Here is a 24,125-nt window from a genome sequence, read left to right on the forward strand (position 1 = left end):
GATTTACATGCTATCGGCTGTTGGTTTTTCCCGTTCCGACCTGTTCAAAGGCCTGTTGCTGGGCGTCGCATGCACCACCACCCTCCCCGCGCTGGCCGACAACGATTCCGATTTGTTGACCCGCAGCACCCTCACCGGTGACTGGGGTGGCTTGCGTCACCAGATGGATGAACAAGGCGTCAAGTTCACCGGCGATTACAGCGGTGAAATGGCATACAACGCCGACGGCGGCCTGCATCGCTCGGCGCGTTACTCGCAGAACATCAAGCTCGGCGTGCAGTTCGACCTCAGCAAACTTTACGGCGTCGACAATGCCGGCAAGGTCCAACTGACAATCAACGACCGTCGCGGCAACAGCGCCTCGGAAGATCTGGTCGGCAACCGTTTGCCGATCCAGGAAAACTACGGTGGCCTGTACACGCGCCTGACCGAACTGAGTTACGAGCGCAGCCTGTTTACCCCGGCGCTCAATGTGAAACTCGGTTACATGGCCATGGGCAACGACCTCGGCGGCCTCGACAGCGGCATTCTGTGCAACTTCATGAACGCCGGTTTCTGTGGCCATCCGTTGAACATGTCCGGCGGCAGTGGCTGGACCAACTACCCCAATGCCCATTTGGGCGTGCGGGTGAAATACGACCTGTCGTCCTCGTGGCAACTGCGCGTGGCCGCGTTCAACGTCGATCCGGAAAGCAACGGCAACTCCAGCCGCGCCTGGCATCTTGGCCCGAAACACACCACCGGCACCGTGGTGCCAATCGAGTTGGTGTACAAGCACGCGGGTGAATTGCCCGGCGAATACAAGCTCGGCTACTACTACGACAGCTCCGACGTAAAGCGTATCGGCAGCGACGACGAAGTCTCCGGCCGTGGCGGTCATTACCTGCTGATCGATCAGGCCGTGTGGCGCTCGCCGACTTCCGAAGGCCGCAGCCTGCATGCCTTCGGCCAATACTCGGCGGCCAGCGAAGCGGCTTCGCCGTTCAGCAAGTGGTACGGCACCGGCGTGGTCCTGTACAAACCGTTCGAAGGTCGCCCGCGTGACACCGTCGCTTTGGGTTATGGCCGCGCCGTGCCGAACCCGCGCAGCCGTGACGTGCTGCAGGACGCCGCATTGAACAACGGCACGGCGTTCCCGAACCTGGACAGCGCCGAGCAATTGATCGAACTCGGTTACGGTTATCAGGCCACGCCTTGGCTGACCCTGCGCCCGAATGTGCAGTACATCATCGAGCCAGGGGCGTTTTCCGGGCAGGACATCGACAATGCGCTGGTGTTTGGTTTGCAGGTCAAAGCGGCGCTCTGATCTCCAAATAGCAGGCAATAAAAAAACCCGGTTTGAATGCCGGGTTTTTTATTGTTTTCAAGATCACTTTTTCTTTTTAGCCGGCTTGTCAGCCTTCTTTGAATCCTTGGCCTTCTCAGGCTTGCTGTCCGCTTTTTTCGCAGACTTCTTCGGCTCGGCATCTTTTTTCTTGTCTTTCTTGTCCTTGTCGGAGGACTTTGAAAGCGCCGAAGCCGCCGCTGATTTCTTCTCGGGTGATGACTTTTTGTCTTTCAAGTCCTTGCTGGCTTTCGAAGCGTCACCTTTGTCTTTGCTTTTCTTTTCGTCTTTAGCCACGTTGACCACCTCTCGGAGTGTGCCGTTATTGACACGGGGCCTGTGCGATTGACCACAAGCTAATCATTAGGCGAGCAGGTCCGACAGCGGTTCAGATTATTTTCAGGCGTTCGAAACAGGCCAAATAAAGGCAGCGCCGGCGATTGCCGGCGCCACCATTTAACAATGGCCCGCTAATCAGGCCTTGTTGCCCGCTTCCTGGAGCGCCTTCTCAGCATTGAAGCCGTCGAAGTTTTCAAACACGCCCATGAAACCCGGCACGCTCACCTCTCGCGCCCAGTCGCGCTGCAGTTCGCAGTACATCTGCACCCGGCTGATGAGCTTCGCACCCGCCTGCTCCATTCGGCGCAACGCTGCCTCGTGCGCGGCCAGCGACGTGCCGCCCACCGCATCGATCGGCACATAAACCTCATAGCCTTCCTGAATCGCGTCGAGCACCGGGAAGGTCAGACAGGCTTCAGTCCACAGCGCGGTCATGATCAGTTTCTTGCGCCCGAGCGCTTTGACTGCCTGCTTGAACTCGGTGTCCTCCCAACTGTTGATCGATGTGCGGTCATAGGTGGGCAGATGGCCGAGCACCGCTTGCAACTCTTGAATCGGTGGTTTGTTGCGACCGGTCGCGACATTGACGGTGGAGTGGATGATCGGCAGGTTGTAGTTGACCGCCGCCTTCGCGACGCTGGTGATGTTGAAGACCAGTTCATCCCGTGGCATCGAGCGGATCGAAGACACCTGAACCGGTTGATAGTCAATGATGATCAACGCTGAATTCTCGGGCGTCAGCAGTTGATCGGTGTGGGGGTTGCGGATTGCTTCGCTTGCCATTTGCAGGTCCTTTTGTCTGGGTAACGCACGTCGATGGAACGGCCGGAGCCCGTGCGGTTTGTGGTTCCAGAACGCATGCGAGTGACGCCGTGCCTGGAAAACCCATTGTGCTGTTCCCCTATTCGCGGCAGTAGTAGCATCCCGAGGCGAACTTTGTCGCGCCAAGGGGAACGCGAAAATGGATATCGAAGAACTGCAAACCTTCGTCGAAGTGGCGGATGCCGGAGGTATTTCACAGGCTGCGCTGCGGCTCGGGGTCTCGAAATCAATCGTCAGCCGCCGGCTGGCCCGACTTGAAGCAGAACTGGGCGTGCAACTGCTGGCACGCTCGACGCGCGGGGCATCGCTCACCGAGGCCGGCGCGACGTTCCGCGATTACGCCGCCCGAGTCTGCAGCGAAATCGATATCGCCAGGGAAACCATCCTGCCCGCCGGCGCCCTGCGCGGTCGCTTGCGCGTCGCGGTGCCGTTGTCGTTCGGGCCGACGCACTTCGCCCCGGTGCTGGCGGAAATGGCGCGCCGTCACCCTCAGTTGCACATGCAGACCTGCTACAGCGATCGCTTCGTTGACCTCATTACCGAGGGCTACGATTGCGCCATTCGCGTGGGATATCTGCAGGACTCCAACTTGATCGCAAGGCGTATCGGCCCGGTCTACACCAAGCTCGTCGCGAGCCCGGACTACATCAAAGCGCACGGCGCCCCCGAAACCCCGGACGAGCTGCACGCCCATCAGGCGCTCATGCAAGGCACCGAAGCCTGGCAATTCATGGAGGCTGACAAGGTCATCACGGTTCGCCCGCAAGGACGCTTCAAGGCTGACAACGGCACTGCCCTCGCCGCAGCCGCGACCGCCGGCCTCGGCGTCGCCTACTTGCCCGATTGCCTCACCCACGAGCACATCGCCACGGGTGCACTCGTGCCGATCATGACCAACCATCCACCGCCCCCCGCCGGTGCCTACCTCCTCCGCGCGCCGGGCCCGCATCCCGCGCGCAAGATCCGCGTGCTCACCGAACTGCTGATCGAGTACTTCGGCGAATCTCCGCACCTCGCGGTGCAGCCGCTGTCACAGCACGATGAAACGTCGGCGTTTAGCTGAGGAAAGCTGAAGCCATGAAAGGAGAATTGAGGTGCCGCAACGCCTGCAAAGCCCAACGCGTCGGACTGCCTTCTTGGCAGACACCACGGCGCTGATCCTGTTTTTCACCACCACCGGCATCATCAATGAACGTTTCATTGCCGGCATGACGTGGGATCAGGTTCTGCAGGCGCGCCTGCTGGGCGCGGCGCTGATGATTCCCGTCGCACGACCTTACGGTGTCTGGCGCGATTGGCTGATGACGCGCGCCGGTCAGGGTCGGCTGTCGAGGTTGCTCTGGGACAGCACCGCCCTGGTCAGTTTTCAAGTGCCGATCTATGCGGCGATCATTGCCTTCAGTGGTGCATCGGGAGAAGGTCTGGTGCGCGGCACGCTGGGTGTGGCGGTGATGATGCTGGTTCTGGGCCGACCTTATGGGGCGTTTCTCAATGGGGTGCGGAGGTTGTTTGGCTTGCCTCCGGGTGGGGAAAAACCGATGTCGTTGAAGGGTTGAGTGGCTGGCGGAGATTTCAGGGACAGACCACATTCAGAAAAAAGTGATCTGTCCTTTAATCCCGCTCTTCTGACCAATCTCTACAAGTTCGCCCTTAGCGTTGCAGGTACATTGCATTTTCCTACTCCGAATCTTCTTGCTTCTACTCGTTTCAAGGTGAGGGTCTACTTCTGGGCGAAAGCTTCCGCTAAAAAAAAGCTAGCGACCAACACGCCAGGTTGCAGATTTGCGGTTCAAAGACTTGACTCCGACTGCGCCGTTAAATTGCGGACAAGTCTTTTGCAAAGCGCTCAACCTGGCTGGGGAGGACTAACAAAGACCCATTTATTTGCCAGTCGCAGTCGTCATCTGACGTTGAACCCAAGTAGACGCGCAAGAACACCAAACCCGGGAAATGAGGATCTAAACAGGCCGAAAGCGCAAAATCTTGGCTCTCAGAAAGCCACTCTTTAGAAACCCCTTCCTCAAGCTGCCCAACCGACGCGAAGAATCCGTCGAGTCGAGGCAGGTGATCGGCAGAGGAGGTCCATTCCGTTGTAATTTCCGCGTGTAGATCAGTGCCCGCGAGTCGAACGACGATACAGCCAATCCGGCTGCTACACGGCGTGATGGTCAGCTTCAGCCCATCCTGTTGCATTATTTCTGCTGGCATTTCCGTACCAATGTCACGAGTGAAGTGCCGATATTACTACGTGACCGTGCAGGGGATAGGCAAGTTGGTCTTAGGTTGAAGAATCTGCTTCCGACCGGAAATTGCCCATCACGAATGTCCGCTACTGGCTGGCAGCAATAGACTGAAGCAGAGTTTTATTTCGCTTACGCTTCAGCTTTTTTCGCCATGCGAGAAAGAACAGCATGCCGCCCCCAACCAGCTGCCGTTAAAGGTGAGAGGCCTACCTGCTCGCCCAGCTCATTTATCCTGAAGAAGCTGCAAGGCGCGATCAAAGTCGAACAGTTCCACCTGCGCCGCGACGAGTGTCAGACGGGCTGTCAACGCATGATCGAGTGGCCTGTTGCGCAATGCCGCCAGCACGTCCAAAGCCGCCGTATCACCTTCGTCCAACAGAACAACAAGCCTGTTCAGTTGCTCGTTGATTGCCGATTCGTCCAGCCGGTCTCCATCCGTGGAGGCCGTTGTGTCCGCCTTAAGGTCGGCCAGAGCCGCCAGGGTCGGGCGCAAGCACTGCTCGACCTGCATCGCTAGCGCTTGCACTACCGTAGCCGGTTCGCCGTTCTGGCAGGCCTGTTCCAGCAAAGCGCAAGCCTGCGCCACGGCCTTGGCGCCGAGGTTGCCGGCGGTGCCGCGCAAACTGTGCGCCAGCCGCCCGGCGGCAGCAGGATCCGGATCGATTCGTGCGGCCTGGAATTGCTCGGCAAAGTTTGTCTGCGTATCGCGAAACTTGCAGAGCAGACGTAAGTAGAGATCCCGCCGGCCCATGCAGGTGGCGAGACCCGCAGCCAGGTCAATGCCCTCAAGATGATCTGGCAAGCCATCGGCAAAACCTGCGTTCAGCGGTGCTTGAGCGGTTCTTGGTTTGATCCACTTTGCCATCGTCGCGAACATGGTTTCGACATTCAGTGGCTTGGAAATATGGTCGTTCATGCCGCATTCGAGCGCGCGCTCGCGGTCACCGTCCATGGCGTTGGCGGTCATGGCGATCACCGGAAGCGTGCTGAAGCGCGGTTGCTGGCGAATTTGCCGGGTGGCCGTGTAGCCATCCATCACCGGCATCTGGCAATCCATCAGCACGCCATCGAAGTCGCCATCCTCGCCGAGAATATCCAAGGCCTCCTGGCCGTGCGTGGCGAGTCGCAAGCGTATTCCGACGCTCTCCAGCAGCTCGCTGGCCAGCTCCTGATTCAGCTCGTTATCTTCGACCAGAAGCAGCCGCGCGCCATTGAGACTGGCGACGGTACTGGCATTGTGTTGTGAGCGTTCGCCAGCCCGAGTATCGCTGTGCGTATCTCTGCCCAGCACGACACCGATGGCTTCGAGCAACGATGACGGCGTGACGGGTTTGGTCAGTACCACCGGCAGCTGGATACCCTGGCGTTCGGCTTCTTCGCGGGCTTCCTCGCGGCCAAAAGCCGTCACCATGATGACCGATGGCGTGCGACTCAGACTGGCGGAATGCATTCTGCTCACGGTTTCCATGCCATCCATGCCGGGCATGCGCCAATCCATCAAGACCAGATCGTAAGGCAGGACCTTGCGCTCGGCGTCGGCCAACATGCGCAGCGCCAGACCACCGCTCTGCGCGACGTCCACTTCCAGACCAAAGCTGCGTGCCATGCCCGAGAGAATTTCACGGGCACTGGTGTTGTCATCCACGACAAGCACGCGCATGCCCAACAACTCGCCAGCCTTGAACATGCGACGCGGCAGAACATTTTGCTGTACGCCGAGTTGTACCTGGAAGTGAAACGTGGAGCCGACTCCCGGCTCGCTCTCGACCCAGATTCGGCCGGCCATCAGCTCCACCAGTTTCTTGGAAATAGATAATCCCAAACCGGTGCCGCCATATTTGCGGGTGATCGAAGTGTCCGCCTGACTGAATGACTGAAACAGGCGTGAACACTGCTCGACGGTCATGCCGATGCCGGTGTCGCGCACCCAGAAATGCAGCTCCACGCTGTCGGTGTGCGCCCCCACTTGTTCCAGACCGACCACGATCTCGCCGTGTTCGGTGAACTTGGCCGCGTTGTTGCCGAGGTTGATCAGCACCTGCCCCAACCGCAGAGGATCGCCCAGCAGTGCCGTGGGCAAGTCGGGCGGGATCTGGAACAACAACTCGAGGCCCTTGTCCTCGGTCTTCAGGCCAATCATGGCAGCGAAGCTGTCGAGGACGTCTTCCAGGCGGAACGGCACCTGTTCGAGGTTCATCCTGCCGGCCTCGATCTTGGAAAAATCGAGGATGTCGTTGATGATCCCCAACAGGTTCTCCGCCGAGCGGTGGACCTTTTCAATGTAGTTGCGCTGGCGTTTGTCCAGTTCGGTACGCAGTGCCAAGTGGCTCATACCGATGATGGCGTTCATCGGCGTACGGATTTCATGACTCATGTTGGCGAGGAACTCGCTCTTGGCCTGCGTGGCTTCTTCGGCCGCAGCCCTTGCCTCTGCCAGTGCGGTGACGTCGATGTTGATGCCGGTGGCGCGCAATGGCTTACCGTCAGGCGTGCGTGAGAAGCGGTTCAGCGACCGGAGCGTGCGCACCCGTCCATCGTTTTTGCGGACGATCCGGAAGTCGAACTCGACGCGGTCATTGCCACTCTGGACGGCGCTCTCGAAGGCGCTGCTGACGCGTGCCACGTCCTCGGGATGCATCAGCGCCTGCCAGTGCGCCAACGTGCCACCGAATCCGCCAGGCTCAAGTCCGAACAGGGTTTCGAGCTGGGGCGTCCAATAATTTGTGCCGCTGACCAGATCGACGTCGAACAGCCCGATGTCACCGGCCTCTTGTGCCAGGTTCAGGCGATCGCTGGCGGTTCGCAGCCGGGCTTCCATCGCCCGGCGATCACTCACGTCACGCACCGAGGCACATACACAGACGCCACGACCCTCGAGGCGGGGCAAATGGGAAAGGCCGATTTCCACGGAGAACAGACTGCCGTCTTTGCGTACCCCGCTCAGATCGTCAAGATCGCCGCCCATCTGCCGGGTTCCGCCGCTGGCAATGAAGCCGTCGCGTAACTTGACATGGCGCTCGCGGGCAGCCTGCGGTACCAGACGCTCGATGCTGGCGCCAATCAGCTCGCCGGGGGCGTAGCCAAACAAGGTATCCATTTGCGGGTTGGTCATCAGGATGCGGCCGTCGGCCCCCAGCACTAGCATGCCGTCCGGTGCTGCCTCAATGATGCCGCGATACCAGGCCTCGGTGGCGCGCAGTGCGGCCTGCTGGGCCTCCAGCTCTCTGGCCTGGTGTTCCAGCAGCAAGGTTTGCGCGCCCATTTCGTCAGCCTGGCGTCGAGTTTCCTGCAGCAGCGCCTGGGCTGCCTCGCTGCGTTCCATAATGGCCATCGCACCGGCCAGCCTGGGCAGGACTTCTTGCAAGAGCAACACCTCGTTCTCCTCCAGCGAGTGAAAGCCTGCCATTTCCACAACCCCGAGCAGGCGCTCGCCACGCAGCACCGGCTGCACCAGCAGATGGCTGGCGGCAACTGCGCCCAACTGCGCGCGCACATGCCAGAACGATTCGGGCAGATCCTCAAGCTGACGGGGTTGGCGATCCAGTGCGCACTGGCCAAGCAACCCCTCACCGAGTTCAAGCTCGGCGGGCAACGGGTGCTCACTGTCCAGCGCATAACCGCCGACTAATTGCAGGCGCGACGCGCCTTCATAGAGCACGTAAAGCGCCCCTTGGCACATGCCCAAACGGGGCGCGATGCGGCTGAAAAAAGCCTGGGCCAATTGTTGCGGCGTCTCGGCCTGTTGCAGATCGACTTGCAGGAGCGAGGCGTGAGCTTTCACCCAACGCTGGCGTTCAAGTTGACAAGCCTCCACCTGCAGCGTCGCAATGGCCCGCGCCAGGTCGCCGGTTTCATTGCGCAGGTCGGTGTGCGGGATCTGGCCGTCCAGCTTGCCCGACGCCAATTCGTCCACGGCCACGCGTACGCGGTTCAGCGGCACGCGAATGGAATAGCTCACCAGCCAAGTCAACAACAAGGCCAGCGTCGAACCACCCAACAGCAAGATGTACGTGATCGCAGTACTACGCTCTGCGTATTCAGCCAGGTTCTTCGCTGTATCGTGGATGTCGGTTTCCTTGTTTTTCTCGATCTGGTTGAGCAGCCCGTCGCCGCCCTGCTCCAGCGCAAGAAAATCCTTGCTGTTGAGCAACATCAAGGCTTGCCCCAAGGAACCCTTGCCGGCGAACTCCAGCGCTTCATCGCCATCTTTTTGCAGACGCTGTAATACCCGTTCGAATTCCAGCAGGCTGCTGATGCTGCTCTGTCGGCGCAGTGTTGGACGAACCTGCTCCAGTGCTTCATGGAGTCGCGCCTGGGCGACATTCATCTGGGCTCTGGCGCTGATGCGGATGTCCGCGTTGTTGGTAGCGATTGCACGTTGCATGGCGAGCAACAGATGCGGCAACTGCACCCGAACCTCCTGCACATGCTGGATGCCCACCAGATCCTGTTGGTACAACTGCTGCATTTCATTTCTGAGCGAATACTGGGTGCGCAGGCTTTGCACGCCCAGTATCAGGATCAATATCAGCAGCGCGGCGAAGCCGATGATCAATTTGCTGCGCAGGGACAGGCGCTCGAGCATCTCGAACAGTCTGTTCATAAACGGCCTCTTTCAACTGGATGTGCAAACGGATTCGCGAGGTTCAGGGACGGTCGGCAATCTGCTCAAGCAGAGCTACCTGCCTGGCCATGTCCTGGTCACTGTCGGCGAAGCGCTCGGCAATTTCGCGGAACTGCTCGGCATTGGCCAGAAACGCGTCACAGATGTCCGGATCAAAATGCGAGCCCCGGCCTTCGCGGATGATTTTCACCGCCTGCTCGTGGGGCATGCCGGGCTTGTACACGCGACGACTGATCAGCGCATCGTAGACATCCGCCACGGCCATCAAGCGGGCGCTGATCGGGATGTCATCGGTGGCCACGCCTTGTGGATAGCCACTGCCATCCCATTTTTCTTGATGGCCGTAGGCAATTTCTTTGGCCAGATGAAGGAAGTCGACATTTATTCCCAACTGATCCTCGGCGTGCTGGATGGCGTCGCGCCCCAAGGTGGTGTGGGTCTTCATGATTTCGAACTCTTCGGCGGTGAGTCGTCCCGGTTTGAGCAGGATGCGATCGGGAATGCCAATCTTGCCGATATCGTGCAGCGGTGCCGATTTGAAGAGCAGCTTGATCGTGTCCTCGTCGAGGAAGTCGCGGAAGCGCGGGTGATTGCGCAACAGTTCAGCCAGGCGTTTGATGTAATGCTGGGTGCGGCGAATGTGGTTGCCGGTTTCGTTATCACGGGTTTCGGCCAGCGAAGCCATGGCGTGGATCGTGACATCCTGGATGGCGATCACCTCGCGGGTACGGCGTTGCACTTCCTGCTCCAGAAAATCGTTCTGATTGCGCAGGAAATCGGCAACGGCCTTGAGCTTGATCTGAGTCTCGACCCTGGCCATGAGCACCGGCGGGATGATCGGCTTGGTGATGTAATCCGCAGCACCGAGGCTCAAGCCGCGAATCTCGTCCTCCGTAGCGGTCATCGAGGTCAGGAAAATGATCGGAATATGGCGAATGCGAGCGTCAAGCTTGAGCTGCTCGGCAACGTCATAACCGGACAGGCCCGGCATCATGATGTCCAGCAGGATCAGATCGGGAAGCGGGTCGGCCTGTAGAAGGCGCAGGGCTTTTTCGCCGCTGTTGGCGGCTTTGACCCGATATTTGTCCTTGAGCAACTCGGCGATCAGCATCAGGTTATCGGGGGTATCGTCGACTACCAGAACGGTAGCTGATGGGTAAACGCCGTGAGTGCTATCCATGGTTGTTGGCTCCCTTGCCAGACAATTAAGGAGTCGGCGTGCTTGCACCAATCTCTTGCTGGCAAGCGTAGCTAGAAAAGCTGCAATCGCTAGGTGGAGATTGGTTGAATCCACAGCCGATAGCAGCCCCTCTCGCCCCTTGTGTCGGCAATCACGTTTCGGCGGCGCCTGTCTCGCGTTTCAGACGCTCGGAGTCGCTATTGACCCGTAACTTATGGACCAAGCCAGAGTAATTAGCCTGGAGCCAAGATCAATGCGGTTGCCGCTGCCTCTGCAGTTCCCTCTTCAACCAGGTGCTTGCCGGTTCTGCGCTTTGCTGGCAGCGCACTTCATAGGCGCGGCCACTGATGCTGCTTTCAGTGGCCGCAAGGTCGATGAAATCTTCTGCGCTGTTCACCCTGTTTCTGCCTTCGAGATAAGCCAGCTTTTGCTCCAGATGCGCCCGAGCGCGAGGTCCCGGGTATTCAAGTCCGTTACGCACAAACTGACACGGGCTGTGTTCGACAAAGTCCAGCAAGGCCGTTATCTCTTGGGTAGCTTGAGGGGTGGTTTGACTCAGCGCCTGCGGGACGATGGCGATAAGGCCGCTGCCCGCAACCACTAGCAACAGGCTGAAGGCCGCGCCGTGCCCCTCATCGCCACACCCTCTTTCTGACCGTGAAAGCAACGCTGTGGCCGTCAACAGAGACCAGGCCGTCATCGTTCATCGATGACCCAAGCCGGATATAGCCTCTATAACATCTTCTCCAACCCGATCGTGCTGCTAAGCCACGCATTGAAGTGCCGCCACCAACTCCCCGGCTCCTTGGTCAACGTATGCTGTTTACCGTCATCCTCAGTGACCCAGACCATCTGATGGTTTTCCAGCACGGTGTGGTAACTGAGCGCCGGGGCCATACCTTCCAGAGCCAGTTCACGCACTCGTCCGGCGAGTTGCGGATCATCGACCAGCACCCCGACTTCGGTGTTCCACAAGAGTGAGCGCGAGTCGAAATTGAACGAGCCGAGGAATGCTTTCTGCTGGTCGAAAATCATCGCCTTGCTATGCAGGCTGGAGTCGGAACTGTTGGAGGATCCGCTGTGAAACAGGCGCGGCCCGCCGCCGCTGTCGTCGCTGTCACCATTGGCGCCGGATTGCCGCCGTAGCTCGAACAACTGCACGCCATGCTCCAGCAAGGTTTGCCGATACGGGGCGTACGCACCGTGCGCGGCGGGCACATCGGTGGCCTCCAGTGAGTTGGTCAGCAAGCTGATCGACACGCCAGCGTCGGCACGGTCGGTCAAGTACACCACTCCCGGCTGACCGGGCACCATGTAGGCTGACACCATGATCAGCTCCTTGCTGACCCCGTTGAGTTCAGGCGCCAACTGAGTGGCCAATAGCAAGTGCGGGGCGGGTTCGCCCTTCGCCAAGACCTTGCTCGGGGCATCCCACATCGCTGTGTTCCAGGCCCAGATCAGCTCCTGACGCCAGACATGCAGGCGTGGATGCGTGGTGTAGGTCATCAGTTGCTGGTAAAGCGCATGATTCTGCTTGCGCGTTTCCTCCAGGGATTCATCCAGCCGGGTGCGGCTGTTTTTCAGGTCCGTGAGCGACGGTCTGATCGAGAGAAACTGCTCGATTGGCTTGCTCAGCGCACTGTTCCAATACTGGTCAAAACTGTGCCCCAGATGCTCGGCAACCGGACCAACGCTGAGCATGTCGATGTCTCTGAAGTTCTTGTCGGGCTGCGCATCAAAATACTCGTCGCCCAGATTGCGTCCACCGACGATGGCCACGCAGTTGTCCACCACCCACAGTTTGTTGTGCATGCGTCGATGTTGCTGCGACAGGTCGAATAGCCGGCCCATCGTCCGCGTCACGACGGTGCTGCGGCCCAAGTGCAGCGGGTTGAACACGCGAACCTGAATCAATGGGTGCGCAGCCAGCGTCGCGATAATCCGGTCGAGGTCATCGCTGGTGGTGTCATCAAGCAAAATCCTCACGCGCACGCCACGGTCGGCTGCGTTCAGCAGTTCGCTCATCAGTATTCGTGTGCTGATGCCGTCGTGAACGATGTAGTACTGCAAGTCGAGGCTGCTTTGCGCGTTGCGAATCAGCTCGGCGCGGGCCGAGAACGCCTCGGCACTCTCGGATAACAAGCGAAAGCCCGATCGGCCCTGATGAGGAGCGGCCTGGGCCTGGATAGAACGACCGAACGCTGAACCGTTCGCTGGCAAGGCCTGACTGGGTTCGTGAGGAACATTGACGGTCGTACAACCGGTAAAGAGCAAGGCGAGCATAAACAGCGGCTGTCGGATTTTCACGGAGCGTACTCCGATGGTGACAATCAGGGATGCCGGATCCCGAAGAGCGGCCTGTTGGTTCCCTCCATCATTTTGGTCGTCTCGACCTTGCGCACTGTTTCTTCGATCTGCGGGGTTGTTTCTGGAGCGTAGTTCATCCGCTGACAACCGCGGTCGCAGGGCAAGGACATTGCCGACAGCCGTCGGTGAGAAAAACACCAACTGCCAAAGCTTATGAAAATGACACCGCAACTCATTTTCGTAACGGCGCTTATATTCAGCGGCGTTTGCGATTCAGAACCCCAGGCCGCAAAGGCAGCCGTCCATGAACGACTGCCTCCGAACCCAAGCGCACCCTGCTGTCAGGACTAATCAGTGCGGACTGGCCGTCGGACGCACCACAATCTCACTCACATCCACATCGTCGGGCTGATCGATGGCATAGACCAGCGCTCGAGCAATAGCGTCGGCGTTGAGCGCCACACACCGAAAGGCTTTCATTTCCTCGCGGGCTACTTCATCGGAAATGGTATCGGCCAGTTCGGACTCGACGACCCCCGGGCACACCACTGTCACGCGGATCTTGTCCGTTTCCTGACGCAGGCCATCCGAGATCGCCCTGACCGCAAATTTGGTCGCGCAGTACACCGCGGCCGTCGGAGATACCGCGAGGCCGCCAATCGACGAGATATTGATGACCTGACCGAAACCTTGCGTCTCCATGTCCGGCAAGACAGCGGCAATACCGTGCAGCACGCCACGGACGTTGACATCGAGCATCTGGTTCCACTCGTTGACCTTCAGCGAAGTCAAAGGAGACAGGGGCATCACGCCGGCGTTGTTGATGATCACGTCGACCTTGCCATGTTGCGCCTTGGCGAATGTCACGAAGGCGTGCATGGATTGCAGATCCGTCACGTCCAGTGCGCAGGCGCTTGCCGAGCCACCTTCGGCGTGGATCTCGCTGACCAGTTTGTCCAGACGCTCGGTACGGCGGGCGCCGAGTACCACATGGGCACCTTTGGCGGCGATCAATCTGGCCGCCGCTTCGCCAATACCACTGCTTGCACCGGTGATCAGGACGACTTTGTTTTGAATGTTCGACATATCCGTAGCTCCTGCTCTCTGCATTGAAGTTCAGCAGCGACCGCCGAATACGCGGGCGTTGCTGCGGGGTACGTCGAAAGATTAAGGGCACTGGCCTGCTCGGCGCGTGCCAAAACCTGCGCAACTTTTGCCTATTCGTGTCTGTGTGCATCACCCGCAAATTTTGTGGCGGACCGGCACTCAAGCACCACGGAAATCGCTGGGTGTTACGCCCACCTCGCGACGAAATACCTGAGAGAAGTGACTGGGGCTGGAGTAGCCGACCTCCAGCCCGACGTCGATAACGCTAAGCCGGGTCTCCAGCAACAAGTGCCGTGCACGAACCATGCGCAAGCGAATGAAGTACTGCGAAGGCGACAGTCCCGTCGCACGCTTGAACAGGCGGCTGAAGTGGTACTCGCTCAGTTCGGCCAATCTGGCCAACTTTGCCAGGCTGAACTCAGCGGCCAGATCCGCACTCATGGCATCAGTGACTTTGCGCAGCTTGTAGGCTTGCAAGGCGTTGACTCGACGTCCGGCCTGGTTTTCAGCGAGATAGCTGCGCAGCAGATGTACGGCCAGCGCCTGTGCCAGAGACCGAACGAACAGCGCACTGGGCGAGCGCTCCACGACCAGTTCGGTGCGCAGCTGCTCCATGACATACGCGACCCGCGCGTCCCGTGCACCGGAAACATCGCGAAATCGAGCAGCCCCGGCATGCTCACCCAACAGCTCCCGTGACGCTTGCTCGATCAGCGGCAACCCCAAATAAAGATGCATGACTTCGAAGGTATCGCCTCCAAACGTCTGCCAGCGCATTTCATAGGGTTCATCAGAACTGGTGAGGAAAAAATCGCCGGCACTGACTTCTGCCGCCTCCCATTCCCCACCCGGCATACGTTCCTCCACCCTCGCCGCCCCCGCCAGTACCAACACGAGCAGCGGTTCCACCACCGCAGGCACGAGAATGGGCTCGATGACGCTGCGATGGGTGAACAGCTGAATCACAACGTCCTTGATTTCCAGGCGCGGTGGAAACGTCTGCGCATCGCCTGGCAGATACTCACGCATCGACTCCCCAGTGATGCGCAAGTCCTGGCGGGATGTCGACAGTGGCGCCTGGGACGTTCGCCCGTTAGTTGCCATGAACAGGTCCTTTTCATAAGGGATGCCGTATCGATGATATCGGGCTTTTTCCGCTGGCTGAACCGAGCACCGAACCACCTTCATTTACATTCGGCGCAAAACCCCGACAGCGTGGGCAATCCCGCGAAAGCCGACTTCGCCGCGCTGCGAGACAGTAGGCCCGTCGCCATTGAAAGACACGGCTTATCCCCCTACTGGATCACAACGCTGGAGAACATCATGACCGCTATCAACAACAGCACCCCGAACGAAGTGGCAGGTAAAGTCGCCCTGGTCACTGGCGCGGCCAGCGGTATTGGCAAAGCCATCGCACTGTTGCTGCATGACCGCGGCGCCAAAGTGATTGCCGAAGACATAAACCCCGAGGTGGCAGCGCTGGCCCGCCCTGGTCTGGTACCACTGGTGGCCGACATCACTCAGGACGGTGCCGCCGAGCGTGCGGTCGCGTTGGCCGTCGAGCAATTTGGCCGGCTGGACATCCTGGTCAATAACGCCGGCATCATCATCAACAAGCTGGTCATCGACATGACTCGCGAGGACTGGGAACGCATTCAGGCGGTCAATGCCACGGCGGCATTCCTGCACAGCCGCGAAGCGGTCAGAGCGATGATGCCCAATAAATCCGGATCGATCGTCAACATCGCGTCCTACGCCTCCTACTTCGCCTTTCCCACCATTGCCGCCTACACCGCTTCCAAAGGCGCACTGGCGCAACTGACGCGCACTCTGGCGCTTGAGGTCATTGGCCACGGCATCCGCGTTAATGCGGTCGGCGTCGGGGATGTGGTGACCAACATCCTCAACCATGTGGTCGACGATGGCCCTGCATTTCTTGCCCAACATGGCGAAGCCGCGCCAATAGGCCGCGCGGCACAACCGGAAGAAATCGCCGAAGTGGTCGCGTTCATCGCCTCGGATCGTGCCAGCTTCATGGTGGGTTCAGTGGTCATGGCCGACGGCGGTATGACTGTCACAGCCGGGTGAGCCACTGCCCGGAGGAACCGCCGGCAAGCCCGAGAGGATCAGGCAAATCTGCGGCAGTTTTGTCCTGACACCGCCGCGCTCGGCTACGTAATCTGAAAGCACGCAACGGATGCAGCACAGGCCAAGGCAGGCCGCTCGGATTCAATGAGGACTGAGGAGAAAAGCAGATGAAAAATGCCACACAAGCCAAACCTGATCATCGTTACGCAGGCATGTGGGTCACCGCTGATGGCTTCATCCGTCACAAGCTTCTGACCACTGGGCGTTACGACGAGGCCCGTGGTAAAAATAACAGCGCCTGGCAAGGCCGCTACGAAATCGTCGGTGACTACATTCGGTACTGGGACGACACCGGCTTCACCGCTGACGGGCATTTTCATGACGACGTGCTGTATCACGCCGGCATGATCCTCTATCGGCAATGAGCACTTTGATTATGTCGGATGAATATCGTCTGCCTGGACAGTTCCGGGCAGACGCTCATGAACACTTGTGAGAGCCTTGAAATGGAACAGAGCGATGCTTTCATCCTGCAAAACACGGCCATCTATCGCGACGAACTGGTTCGCCTGCTGACGCTACGCTTTACCTCGCCCGGGATCTATGAGACCGCCATTGCGCCCCTGCATGTCATCCGCTTTGACACGCCTTCGGAGCTTATCCATACGGTGCACAAGCCGGCACTTTGCCTGATCGTGCAAGGACAAAAAGAAGTCGGCCTGGGTGATGACCATTACCTGTACGACCCGCTGAGTTACCTGGTGGTCTCGGTGACGCTTCCGGTTGCCGGGCGCGTGCTGGTGGCCAGCCCGGATGCGCCCTACCTTTGCATCCGTTTTGATTTCGAGGCCACGGATATCGCCCAGGTCATCGCCGATGCGCCTGCAACGGGTGTCCCCGACGAACCGGAGCTGGGTCTTTTTCTTGAGAAAGTCGATGTGCCCCTGCTGGAAACCATGCTGCGCCTGGTACGGCTGCTGGAAACGCCGAAAGACATCGGCATGCTGGCGCCGCTCGCTCTTCGAGAGTTGTACTACCGCCTCCTGCGAGGCGTGCACGGACGGCGGTTGTACGAGCTGGCCCTGGGTGATTCGCAAACACGACGCGTCACGCGGGCAATCGACTGGTTGAACAACCATTACACCCAACCCTTGCGCATCGAAGAGCTTGCCCGGGTCGCCAATCTGGGCAGCTCTACTTTGCATCATCGCTTCAAGGCCGTGACCGCGATGAGTCCGCTGCAGTACCAAAAGCAACTTCGTCTGCAGGAAGCCCGCCGTCTGATGCTGGGTGAAGGACTGGATGTGGCGAGTGCCTGTTATCGAGTGGGCTACGAAAGCCCATCGCAATTCAGCCGAGAGTACAGCCGCCAGTTCGGGTGCCCGCCCTCCAGAGACGCCAGCCGGATTCGGCGCCCTGCGTGAGCCGGCGCCCTTCACAAATACCAGCGATATTCTCGCGCACTGATCTCCTGCATAAACGCCAAATGATCCTGGCGTTTATTCTCGCAATACACATCGACAAACTCTGCGCCCAGCCCATCACGCAATTGCGGCTGATGCTGCATCGCGCGCACGGCCTCGAACATTTCCTTTGGAAAATCAATCCCGCTGCTGCGGTCTTCATTCAGCGGTGCAATCGGCTCTTTGGCCGATTCCAGCCCATATTCCAGCCCCACCAGAATCGCCGCCAGCACCAGATACGGATTGGCATCCGCGCCCGCCAAGCGATATTCAACCCGCAGGTTCTTCACGTCCGACTCCGGAATCCGCAAGCACGCATCGCGGTCTTCAAAACCCCAACTCGCCTTGGTTGCGGTGTTCACCGTGCCGCCCAAACGGCGCATCGCGTTCTGGTTCGGCGCAAAGATCGGCATGCTGTGCGGCAGCAATTCCAGGCACCCGGCGACCGCATGGCGCAGCGGCTGCTGCTCATTCGCGGCCAGCAGATTATTGCCCGTCGAATCGTAGAGGCTGACATGCACATGCATGCCACTGCCCGGATGCTGCAAGTACGGCTTGGCCATAAAACTGGCGCGATAGCCGTGTTTAAGCGCAACACCGCGCGTGCTGCGACAGAACAACGCTGCCCAGTCGGCGGCTCGCAAGCCATCGTCGAGATGGCCGAAGTTGATTTCAAACTGGCCGGGGCCGAGTTCAGCGGTAATCACCGTGGCGTCGATGCCCTGCGCCCGGGTGGCTTCGACCATTTCATCCAGCACAGGCGCGAAGCGTGAGAGGCGTTCGATGTGCAGGTTCGGTTGATCATCGGCGTCGTCAGTCAGGTCGTCGCGGGGGAATTGCGGCAAGCCATCGCGCAGCTTTTTGTCGAACAGATAAAACTCCAGCTCGAACGCCACCACCGGGTGAATGCCTTTGCGCGCCAGACGCTTAAGCACCTGCGCGAGGACTTCACGCGGCTCGAACTCGATCGGTTTTTCGGTGCCGTCCGACGTGATCAGCATCTGCCCCAACGGCTGCGCTTCCCATGTCACCGGTTTCAGTGTGCCCGGCACCAGACGGCGCACGGCATCCGGGTCGCCGTCGTTGAAGCAGTAATCGCCGATAGGAAACAAACCACCCTGCACGCCCAACAGCACGCAATTCTGCGGCAGCTTCAGTACGCTGCCGGCCGCGACTTTTTCGAGCATGTCGACCGGATAACGTTTGCCGTAAAAGTGCCCGGGAATATCCAGGCAAATCAGGTCGACATAACGCACCTCGGGGTAGCGTTGGCGAAAGGCACGCACTTCGGCGAGCAGGTCAGCGCAGACAGCGTCCATCGTGTTCATCCTTTTTTGTGATCAGGTGTAGACCCAGAGCACGCGGGTCAGCTGCTCGGTGAGGTTGCCGTAGCGGCAGCGGGTATGGCTGTCGAACTGAAAGCTGTCACCAGCCTTCAGCGTGGTCGGTTCTTCGTCGTCGCCCAGCCATAAGGTCAGCTCGCCTTCGAGGACATAACCGCCCTGCTCCGAGCTGTCGGTCAGATGACGGTCGCCGCTGCTCGCGCCGGCTTCCAGATGGCTTTCGAGCATCGAGAACGAGGCGCGCATTTGCGGCGACACCAGAATGTCGGTGATGCCGTTGGCGTAATACAGCGTGCGACGCTCGTCCGGGCGCGTCACCCACGGCAGCTCCTTGGGCTTGGGCAGGCTGTAGAAGTAGGTGGTTGGTACGCCGAAGGTTTCGCTGATTGCGGTCAGGTCCGCCACGGTGGGCCGCGACAAGCCTCGCTCGACCTGCGAGAGAAAACCCACCGAACGGCCGATCTTGTCGGCCAGTTCTTTCAACGTCCATTTCTTGTGCTTGCGCAGGTCGTGGATAAGGATCGCCAGTGCGGCGATTTCTTCTTGCTTGTTCATCGTCAAAATCTCATCAAATGCTGTCGCGCAGTCGATACCAGGCTTTGCCGATAGCTTCCAGCGGTGCCGCGAAGTGCTTGCCGCCGGGGAAACGGCCATTGCTCAAGCCCTGATACAACGCCAGTTCATCCGCCTCGCCGAGAATCGCATCGGACACTGCGCGCGCAGCGGCCAATGTCGGCAGAACGCCGTGGCCCGAGTAGCCTTGCAGCCAATAACGGTTGCCCTCGCCGCCAACGTCCGGCGTGCGCTTGATCGTCAGATCGATGTGCCCGCCCCAGGCGAAATCGATGCCAACGCCCTTGAGCTGCGGGAACACCCGCTCGAGAAATGGCCGGGTCGCTGCCGCAATGTCCTTGGGCATGCCACCGAGATAGGTGCAGCCGCCACCGAACAACAAACGGTTGTCCGGCGTGCGTCTGAAGTAATCGAGGACGAACTGGTTGTCGGTCACGCACACGTTGCGCGGCAACAGCGCCGTGGCCTGCTCGGGCGCCAGCGGTGCGGTGGCGACCTGATAAGTGCCCACCGGCAGAATGCAGCTGGACAGGTGCGGGTCGAGTTCATCGAGATAGGCGTTGCACGCCAGCACCAGTACATCGGCGCGCACCGAACCGCGCTCGGTGTTGACCCGGAAACCACCGCCCTGCTCCTGATAACTCAACGCTTTGCTTTGTTCATGGATACGCCCGCCGGCTCGCTCGATGGCATCCGCCAGGCCCAGCGCCAGTTTCAGTGGATTGAGGTGCGCGCCCTCAGGGTCGTAAAGCCCGGCCTGATAGCGCTCGGTGGCCACCCATTCCGGCAGTTGTTCACGAGGAATGAACTGCAACCCATCGTGGCCCCACTTGTGGCTCGCCTCGTATTGCCATTCGCTGAGCAGACTGACCCGCCGAGGCATTACCGATGTCCACAGGTGCCCGGGGCGATAATCGATGTCGAAGCCGTGACGAGCCGGCAATTCACGCAATTCCCCAGCAGCCCAGCGCATACCGTCCCACAAGCGTTTGGCCCGCTCATGACCGAGCGCAGCTTCCAGCGGCGGCATGTCGCACGACCAGCCGAGAATCGCCTGCCCGCCATTACGCCCCGACGCGGCCCACGCCACGCGACTGGCTTCCAGCACCACCACGCGTTTTCCCGCCAAGGCCAGACGCAGCGCCGTGTGCAGACCACTGAAACCGGCGCCGATGATCACCACGTCGGTGTCATGTTCACCTTCCAGCGCTGGCCGATCACGCAGAATATCGGCGCAACTGTGAGCGTAATAGCTGTCGACGTGCTGGCTGGATTGCTGAAACATTCGCGACCTCATGAAATTATCTTTTTATAATTTCATGAAAATCTACAGAAATAATTTCACACCGGCAAGCCAAGGTGCTCAGTCACGCAGCCATGGCAGGTCTGTGCGCTGATAACGGTGGGCACGGAATATGGCGTTGTTTTCGCCCGGCAAATAACGTCGCGAGGCCGCATCGGGATACGTGGCGAAGTGCGGATTGACGTACTCCCAGACCACTTCGCCAGTCGGAGTGACTTCGAACAAGCGGCCGAAGTTGGCCTCGGTGATCAGCGTATTGCCGTTGTGCAAACGCTGCGCGCCGCCCATGAACGGGGTGAAAAACGCATACCCCGGGGTGTCCGCGTATTGCCATTCGATGCGTTGTGTCGACGGGTTGATTTCGAGAATGCGCGAGTGCGGCATGCTCACGTGCGGGCGGAAGATGCCGTTGTCGAACACCAGCACGTTGCCGTTTTCCAGCTCACTCGGGCAGTGCTGCTGCGCGACCAGATCTTGACCCAATCGCCACAGTACTTCACCACTGCCACGCTGCACGGCAATCACCGAAGAAACACTGCGCAGGCTGAGGATCACTTTACCGTCGCGACCCGGCGTGACCGCGTTGGTCATTGGCCAGTGATGGCGTTCGAAGCATTCGTGCAGCGGATAGTCTTCAGGTCGCAGATATTCCCAACTGCGCCATTCCCATACCACATTGCCCTGACGATCGACTTCCTTGACCACATCGGCATAAATCACCCCGCCCGGTGCCTCGCTGCCGGGAATACCGCCGACCACGCGCCGGGCCAGCTCGGCGCTCAATGGCTCGGCCGTGGTGTAAAGCAGATTGCCGTTGTCCAGCCATTGCGCGTCATGGTGGTGAAGCAGATCGGCGTGCTCCCAGACCACTTCGCCTTCCGGTGTCACTTCGCTGAACGCGCCGCCATGCCACACCGACCAGCCCGGAAACAGATCCGGTGAATCAGGATGGTTGCCGTTGTAGCCGAGGTTGCCGTTGCGCAGGATCACCGCGTCGCGGCCGGGGCGCTGGGGTAGTTTCCAGCGGTGGACGACCTCGCCATCGAGATCGATCAGAAACACATTGCCATCCGCCGTTTGTGGCGCGAACAGCGTGTAGCCGCCAGCACTGCGGGCGTGATCAACAGCGATCAGGCCGTTTTTGCGGCGCTTGAGTGTGGTGGTTTCAAGGTTGGGCATGGCTTTTCTCCGGGCGAGTGAGCCCCCGCCGCGAGCAACGCGGCAAGGTGAACTGAAGGGTTATGGGTGGCTTGGCAGTAAAGGGTTGAAGCGATCGTCGAAGATCTGCCCGACCTGCAGCGGTCGTGGAATCAGCCGTTCAGCGGCAAACAGGTCGGCCAGATGCTGTTGCGAGGCGATGACCGAGGATTCGATCGGCACATAGCGAAGAGCTTGATGCGCGAGCATTTCTTGCACCAGCGCGACGGGAAGTCGGGTGGTTTGCGCGAAAACTTCGGCCCATTCTTCAGGGTGTGCCGTGGCCCAGGCTTGGGCGCGGGCCAGCCTGGCGAGCAGATCGCCCAACGGTCCTGTCCGCTGCGGATCATTGAGTGCCTGCAGACTGGCGACGGTGAAATTCAGCCCGGTTTCCGGCCAGGCGCTGCCATCGACCAGAACCCGTGCACCGCGCGATGTCGCCTGGCCGACGAAGGGATACCACACCGCCCAGGCATCGAGCTTGCCGCTGGCAAACGCATTCTGTGCGTCCACCGGACTGACGTAAGCGATGTTCACATCCCGAGGCGTGAGGCCTGCTTTATGTAGCGCGGCCAACAACAAATAATGCCCGCTGCTGCCCTTGGCCACGGCCACCCGCTGACCTTTCAGATCGGCGACCTGCTGAACGCCGGAGCCTGCGGGAACCAGCAGCGCATTGTTGTTTTGCGCACCGCTCGCGACGCCGATGATGCGGATGTCGAAGCCACCGGCCTGCGCGAACACCGGCGGCGCATTACCCACGACACCGGCATCGATCGCTCCGGCGCTCAAGGCTTCTAGCATCGTGGTTCCGGCGAGAAACGGGTGCCAGGACAGCGCATAGGCAAGGTGTTGATCTTCACCGGCGGCGTGGAGCAATGCCTGGGTCAAACCGCTTTGATCGCCCAGTTTCAACGGTTCGGCAGTGGCCGACAGCGGTTGGCTGAGCAGCAACGCAACGCCGCACAGCAGCGCTTTTACAGGGTGTGCCAGCAGACGCTTGGCAGCAGGAAGTTTTACCGGCATTGTCGTGCGCTCATTTGTGCATTGATTTCAGTATGTCGAGGCCCGCCGTGTCGCTCCATGCCAAACACCCCTCCTTTGCTGCCATGACGGACGCCGCGCCGCTGCCTGCTCGCACTGTCGTGGTGTTGGCGTTCGACGACTTGCTGTTGCTCAATGCGGCCGGCCCGCTTGAGGTGTTTGCAGCTATACCGCGCGTGCTGGGTGCGCCCTACAGCGCAAGTCCGCCGTACCGCTTGCTGATGGCATCGCCGCGCGGCGGTCAGGTGATGTCCATTTCCGGCATCAGCGTGACCACCTGTTCGCTGGAACAGATCGATGCCATGGCCCCGGTGATCGACACGCTGATCATCGCCGGAGGACCGGGCATGGCCGCGCTTGAAGCTGACGAAGCAGCTTGCGCTTGGCTACGCCGCCGCTCGGTTGACATCCGGCGGCTGTGCTCAATTGGTACGGGTTCGTTTGCCTTGGCCGCAGCGGGCCTGCTCGATGGCCGCGAAGTGGTGACGCACTGGAAATTCGCTGCCGAACTGCAGGCGCGCTACCCAGCGGTACGCTGCCAGACCGATGCGCTGTATCTGCACGATGGCAACCTCTGGACCTGCGGCGGCGCCACCGCTGGTATCGATCTGGCCCTTGGTCTGGTTGAACAAGACCTCGGTGCCGACGCGGCGCTGGCCCTGGCGCGGTACTTCACGGTGTTCATGTGGCGTGATGCCGAACAGCCGCAGCTCAGTGCCTCGCTCAATGCTCAATCCAAGGCCCTGCGCACCGACCCGGACGCGCGTCTGGCGCGGCTGCACGCCTGGATCGCGGCGAACCTGAACGGAGACTTGCGCGTCGAGCGGCTGGCCGAACAGTTCGGCATGAGCCCGCGCCATTTTGCCCGCGCCTATGTCGTTGCCACCGGAGAAACCCCGGCGCAAGCGGTGGAGAACCTGCGTCTGGAGACGGCGACTCGATTACTCAAGACCACCCGCGAGCCGATCAAGCGCATTGCCGAAACGGCGGGATTTGGCCGCGAGGAACGTATGCGCCGGGCCTTCCAGAAGCATTTGGGCATCAGTCCCCACGGCTACCGCAGTGAAATGAAAGCCGCTGCGACGGGAGCGACGCAGCCATTGGGCATTGCACTCGCCGGGCTGGCCCAATGACTCGCTCCGTGGATCAATGCTGTAGCGCGTAGCGC

At 60.0% G+C, this 24,125-nt stretch carries 21 protein-coding genes; 7 read left to right on the forward strand and 14 right to left on the reverse strand.

Annotated features, from left to right (window positions below; translation table 11 throughout):
• Nucleotides 1-7 precede the first annotated feature (7 nt).
• Nucleotides 8-1,306 (forward strand): carbohydrate porin, encoded by a 1,299-nt coding sequence (locus CKW17_RS05005; protein WP_095118972.1) that lies wholly within the window; start codon nucleotides 8-10, stop codon nucleotides 1,304-1,306.
• Nucleotides 1,307-1,369: 63 nt separating this feature from the next.
• Here the strand turns inward: CKW17_RS05005 and CKW17_RS05010 are convergent, their stop codons facing one another.
• Nucleotides 1,370-1,630, reverse strand: coding sequence for a hypothetical protein (locus CKW17_RS05010; protein WP_163013585.1), 261 nt, complete (start codon nucleotides 1,628-1,630; stop codon nucleotides 1,370-1,372).
• A 168-nt stretch (nucleotides 1,631-1,798) separates the two neighbouring features.
• Complete coding sequence (locus tag CKW17_RS05015; RefSeq protein ID WP_095118973.1) at nucleotides 1,799-2,446, reverse strand: hydrolase; 648 nt, start codon at nucleotides 2,444-2,446, stop codon at nucleotides 1,799-1,801.
• Nucleotides 2,447-2,624: 178 nt separating this feature from the next.
• On the opposite strand from CKW17_RS05015, the gene CKW17_RS05020 reads away from it, so the two are divergent.
• Both CKW17_RS05020 and alaE read left to right on the forward strand, forming a co-directional pair.
• Nucleotides 2,625-3,548 carry a LysR family transcriptional regulator gene (locus CKW17_RS05020; protein ID WP_095118974.1) on the forward strand — a complete coding sequence of 308 codons (924 nt, stop codon included), beginning with the start codon at nucleotides 2,625-2,627 and terminating at the stop codon, nucleotides 3,546-3,548.
• Nucleotides 3,549-3,621: 73 nt separating this feature from the next.
• Nucleotides 3,622-4,041 carry an L-alanine exporter AlaE gene (gene alaE / locus CKW17_RS05025; protein ID WP_256586190.1) on the forward strand — a complete coding sequence of 140 codons (420 nt, stop codon included), beginning with the start codon at nucleotides 3,622-3,624 and terminating at the stop codon, nucleotides 4,039-4,041.
• A 259-nt stretch (nucleotides 4,042-4,300) separates the two neighbouring features.
• Here alaE and CKW17_RS05030 read toward each other — a convergent pair whose 3' ends face one another.
• The 7 genes from CKW17_RS05030 to CKW17_RS05060 form a co-directional block, all read right to left on the reverse strand.
• Nucleotides 4,301-4,693, reverse strand: coding sequence for a hypothetical protein (locus tag CKW17_RS05030; RefSeq protein WP_224796889.1), 393 nt, complete (start codon nucleotides 4,691-4,693; stop codon nucleotides 4,301-4,303).
• A gap of 258 nt (nucleotides 4,694-4,951) precedes the next feature.
• Nucleotides 4,952-9,331: a response regulator gene (locus CKW17_RS05035; RefSeq protein ID WP_095118977.1), complete on the reverse strand. Its 4,380-nt coding sequence runs from the start codon at nucleotides 9,329-9,331 to the stop codon at nucleotides 4,952-4,954.
• A 43-nt stretch (nucleotides 9,332-9,374) separates the two neighbouring features.
• A complete protein-coding gene (locus tag CKW17_RS05040; RefSeq protein ID WP_095118978.1) occupies nucleotides 9,375-10,532 on the reverse strand; it encodes a two-component system response regulator in 1,158 nt (385 codons plus the stop codon).
• A 250-nt stretch (nucleotides 10,533-10,782) separates the two neighbouring features.
• Complete coding sequence (locus CKW17_RS05045) at nucleotides 10,783-11,232, reverse strand: DUF5329 domain-containing protein (RefSeq protein ID WP_176470032.1); 450 nt, start codon at nucleotides 11,230-11,232, stop codon at nucleotides 10,783-10,785.
• A gap of 32 nt (nucleotides 11,233-11,264) precedes the next feature.
• Nucleotides 11,265-12,839 carry a phospholipase D family protein gene (locus CKW17_RS05050; RefSeq protein ID WP_095118979.1) on the reverse strand — a complete coding sequence of 525 codons (1,575 nt, stop codon included), beginning with the start codon at nucleotides 12,837-12,839 and terminating at the stop codon, nucleotides 11,265-11,267.
• A 351-nt stretch (nucleotides 12,840-13,190) separates the two neighbouring features.
• Nucleotides 13,191-13,925, reverse strand: a complete 735-nt coding sequence (locus tag CKW17_RS05055) for an SDR family oxidoreductase (protein ID WP_095118980.1) — start codon at nucleotides 13,923-13,925, stop codon at nucleotides 13,191-13,193.
• Between the two features lie 180 nt (nucleotides 13,926-14,105).
• Nucleotides 14,106-15,050: an AraC family transcriptional regulator gene (locus CKW17_RS05060; RefSeq protein ID WP_095118981.1), complete on the reverse strand. Its 945-nt coding sequence runs from the start codon at nucleotides 15,048-15,050 to the stop codon at nucleotides 14,106-14,108.
• A 219-nt stretch (nucleotides 15,051-15,269) separates the two neighbouring features.
• On the opposite strand from CKW17_RS05060, the gene CKW17_RS05065 reads away from it, so the two are divergent.
• From CKW17_RS05065 to CKW17_RS05075, 3 genes are all read left to right on the forward strand, one after another.
• Nucleotides 15,270-16,034 carry an SDR family NAD(P)-dependent oxidoreductase gene (locus CKW17_RS05065; protein ID WP_095118982.1) on the forward strand — a complete coding sequence of 255 codons (765 nt, stop codon included), beginning with the start codon at nucleotides 15,270-15,272 and terminating at the stop codon, nucleotides 16,032-16,034.
• 167 nt (nucleotides 16,035-16,201) lie between these two features.
• A complete protein-coding gene (locus tag CKW17_RS05070) occupies nucleotides 16,202-16,459 on the forward strand; it encodes an Atu4866 domain-containing protein (RefSeq protein ID WP_095118983.1) in 258 nt (85 codons plus the stop codon).
• An 81-nt stretch (nucleotides 16,460-16,540) separates the two neighbouring features.
• On the forward strand, nucleotides 16,541-17,458 hold the full coding sequence (locus CKW17_RS05075; protein WP_095119042.1) for an AraC family transcriptional regulator: 918 nt from the start codon (nucleotides 16,541-16,543) through the stop codon (nucleotides 17,456-17,458).
• 11 nt (nucleotides 17,459-17,469) lie between these two features.
• On the opposite strand, the gene CKW17_RS05080 is transcribed toward CKW17_RS05075, so the two are convergent.
• The 5 genes from CKW17_RS05080 to CKW17_RS05100 all read right to left on the reverse strand — a co-directional run bounded on the left by CKW17_RS05080 (nucleotide 17,470) and on the right by CKW17_RS05100 (nucleotide 22,939).
• The gene (locus tag CKW17_RS05080) at nucleotides 17,470-18,816 is read right to left on the reverse strand and encodes a glutamine synthetase family protein (RefSeq protein ID WP_095118984.1); all 1,347 of its coding nucleotides are present in this window, start codon (nucleotides 18,814-18,816) and stop codon (nucleotides 17,470-17,472) included.
• A 21-nt stretch (nucleotides 18,817-18,837) separates the two neighbouring features.
• A complete protein-coding gene (locus CKW17_RS05085) occupies nucleotides 18,838-19,395 on the reverse strand; it encodes a helix-turn-helix domain-containing protein (RefSeq protein ID WP_095118985.1) in 558 nt (185 codons plus the stop codon).
• Nucleotides 19,396-19,408: 13 nt separating this feature from the next.
• Nucleotides 19,409-20,698 carry an FAD-binding oxidoreductase gene (locus CKW17_RS05090; protein ID WP_095118986.1) on the reverse strand — a complete coding sequence of 430 codons (1,290 nt, stop codon included), beginning with the start codon at nucleotides 20,696-20,698 and terminating at the stop codon, nucleotides 19,409-19,411.
• 78 nt (nucleotides 20,699-20,776) lie between these two features.
• Nucleotides 20,777-21,895: an aryl-sulfate sulfotransferase gene (locus CKW17_RS05095; protein ID WP_095118987.1), complete on the reverse strand. Its 1,119-nt coding sequence runs from the start codon at nucleotides 21,893-21,895 to the stop codon at nucleotides 20,777-20,779.
• A 60-nt stretch (nucleotides 21,896-21,955) separates the two neighbouring features.
• On the reverse strand, nucleotides 21,956-22,939 hold the full coding sequence (locus CKW17_RS05100) for an ABC transporter substrate-binding protein (RefSeq protein WP_095118988.1): 984 nt from the start codon (nucleotides 22,937-22,939) through the stop codon (nucleotides 21,956-21,958).
• Between the two features lie 47 nt (nucleotides 22,940-22,986).
• On the opposite strand from CKW17_RS05100, the gene CKW17_RS05105 reads away from it, so the two are divergent.
• On the forward strand, nucleotides 22,987-24,090 hold the full coding sequence (locus CKW17_RS05105; protein WP_256586191.1) for a GlxA family transcriptional regulator: 1,104 nt from the start codon (nucleotides 22,987-22,989) through the stop codon (nucleotides 24,088-24,090).
• The last annotated feature ends 35 nt before the right edge of the window (nucleotides 24,091-24,125 follow it).

Source organism: Pseudomonas sp. Irchel s3f10 (genome assembly GCF_900187515.1).
Lineage (GTDB): Bacteria > Pseudomonadota > Gammaproteobacteria > Pseudomonadales > Pseudomonadaceae > Aquipseudomonas > Aquipseudomonas tensinigenes.